The sequence below is a fragment of the Sphingomonas sp. genome (assembly GCF_048594985.1).
Lineage (GTDB): Bacteria > Pseudomonadota > Alphaproteobacteria > Sphingomonadales > Sphingomonadaceae > Sphingomonas_I.
Map to the genome: position 1 here is coordinate 1 of NZ_JBMDXG010000321.1, position 2,264 is coordinate 2,264.

General features: G+C 71.4%; 1 protein-coding gene and 1 pseudogene. Both read right to left on the reverse strand.

The features are described 5' to 3' along the window. A pseudogene (locus tag ACOJSF_RS13165) lies at positions 1-513 on the reverse strand (hypothetical protein); the annotation flags it as partial. An 11-nt stretch (positions 514-524) separates the two neighbouring features. Continuing rightward, complete coding sequence (locus ACOJSF_RS13170; protein ID WP_420142654.1) at positions 525-2,012, reverse strand: DUF4139 domain-containing protein; 1,488 nt, start codon at positions 2,010-2,012, stop codon at positions 525-527. Positions 2,013-2,264 lie beyond the last annotated feature (252 nt).

The following is a 2,264-nucleotide window of genomic DNA, read 5'->3' on the forward strand; positions in this document are numbered from 1 at the left end:
CGGGACGCCCGGATAGACGATGGTTTCGGCCAGGCCCGTACAGCGCAGCGTCTCGATCCCCGCCCGCGTCTCCAGCACCGCCGCGCCTTCGCCTGAGGACCGGATTATCGCCGGCTCATGCGTGACCACCCCCGTCGTGCGCTCGGTCCGGCGCACCAGCACCTGCCGCCCGGTCGCCCGATCATAGAGTGCGCTCGGCGAGAGCAGATCGGCGTCGAGATTCTTCTCGCGGACCCCCGCCGGTAGTCCTTCGACGACCGCGCTTTCGGACAGGATGCCCCCCGCCACGCCCTCGAACCGGAGGACCGCGGGGCCGCCAGGCAGCCGCACGCGCCGCGTCTCGCTGATAAGCGCAAAGCCGCTCGGACCGTCGCGGTCGATCGGCGAAGTCCCGCGCGCGGGATCGCGATAGAGCGTGACCGAAACCGCATCGGGCGCGGCCGAGGTGACCGTTTCCTGCCCTGCTGCCGGCATCGGCATCAGCGTCAGCAGCGCAAGCAGGAGCCGCCGCACCGGCCCGTGCCTCAATAACGCGTGTCGATGGTGGCGGTGACGCTCGCCGATCCGTTGGCGGGGATCGCGACCCGCCACACCCGCTCGTCGCGGCTGCGCTGTTCGCCGGGCTGGCTTTCCTCCGGCACGCGCGTGTCGCCATAGCCGGGATCGAGCCCCGCCTGCACCAGCTCGACCGTCACCGGCGCGGGTGAGGCGTTGGTCAGCTCGTAGCGCATGCGCGTGCGCCAATAGGTAACGGCCTGCTCGATCGACACGGTGCGCACCGGCTCGCCGTTCACGCGCACGCGGTATCGCTCGGACTGGCGGAATTCGTCCCCGGTGATGCGCTCCCGCGCCTCGACGATCGGGCGGACCTTGATGTCGAACGCCTCGCCCGTGCGGATGAACAGGCTGCTGCCCATCGGCGTGTGGCCGATGCCGTTCTCGCCGACGAACTGCGGCCGCCCCTGCCGGTCGCGCAGATAGACGCGCACCGTCCCGGCGGGCAGCGCGTCGCCAAGCCCGCCGTCGCGGCTGGTCGTAAAGGCAAGCGCCGTCTCCGCGCTCGCCGGATCGTCCATGCTGCCGAGCCAGCCATTGACGAAGCGATAGGCGCGCGCCGCCGGCACCCCCGCCACCGACAGGAAGCTCACCTGCTTCTGCTGGCTGGGCGCGATCGTCGTGCGCCGGCCGAGCGGATAGAGGTAATAGTCGCCGATCCGCGCCCGGTCGGCGGTCTCGGTGCCGGGCCGCGAGCCGGGCGCGATGCCGCCGCGCGGCCGTGGCGGGCGCGGGACATACCCGCCCTGCCCGCCGCCGACCGCGCCTGCGACCAGCACCGTGTCGGCGTTGGTTAGCGCGGTGGCGTTGCTGTTGGTGAGCGTCACCCAGCCCTGAAGGTCGAGCCGCTGACTCGCCTCGTCGAACAATGCGACATAGTCGGCGCGCCACGACAGCCCGCGGGTCAGGTACGACAACGTCACCGGCCGCGTGCCGCCAGCGGCGCTGTCCACCGTCACCGACAAGGTGGGCCGCGCGCGAAGATTGGGCGGCAGGCCGGGAAAGATGACGCGGACGGGCAGCCCGTCGTCGCGCAGCACCTCGATCCGCCCGCCGATCTCCAGCACGACGCCGCCGTTCGACGCGAGCACGCGCGCCTGCTCGCGCGTCTCGGCGCCGGTCGCGGGGTTGGTGCGGACCAGCGTGATCGTCTGGCCCACCGCCTTCTGCATCAGCGCGTTCGGGGACAGGAGGTCATAGTCGAAATTCTGCTCGACGACGCCGACCCCGTCCGCGGTCAGCCGCACCGTCTCGGGCCGGATCTGCTGCGTGACGTCGGGAAATTCCTGGCGCGAGGTGCCGGCGGGCAGCGTCAGCCGCCGCACGTCTTCGACCAGCGCGAGATCGTTGTTGTAGATCGTGACCGCGACATCGCCCTGCGCGCTGGGGGCCGGTGTCTGCTGCGCGGCGGCGACGGCGCTCCACAATAGCAGTGGCAAAACCCGATAGGCGCGCATCCGATCCTCCCCCCGCCGCGATTGCAGGATGCTAGCGCCGGGCGGGCCGGCCGGATAGCCCTGTCGAGGACGCACGAAAAAGGGGCCGATGCCTATGGCAACGGCCCCTCCATATCGTTTGCCCACGGATCAGGCGGCGCTGGACGCCGTCTCTTCCTCGCCGCGCACCTTGCGGCGGCGGCGTGGCTTCGGGGCTTCCTCGCCCTCCTGATCGCCATCGCTCACCAGGCCGAGCGACGGCGGCAGGCGATC

Excerpts from the sequence above, each read along its gene's own strand:
- ACOJSF_RS13170 (WP_420142654.1), bottom strand. The coding sequence starts at position 2,012 with ATGCGCGCCTATCGGGTTTTGCCACTGCTATTGTGGAGCGCCGTCGCC.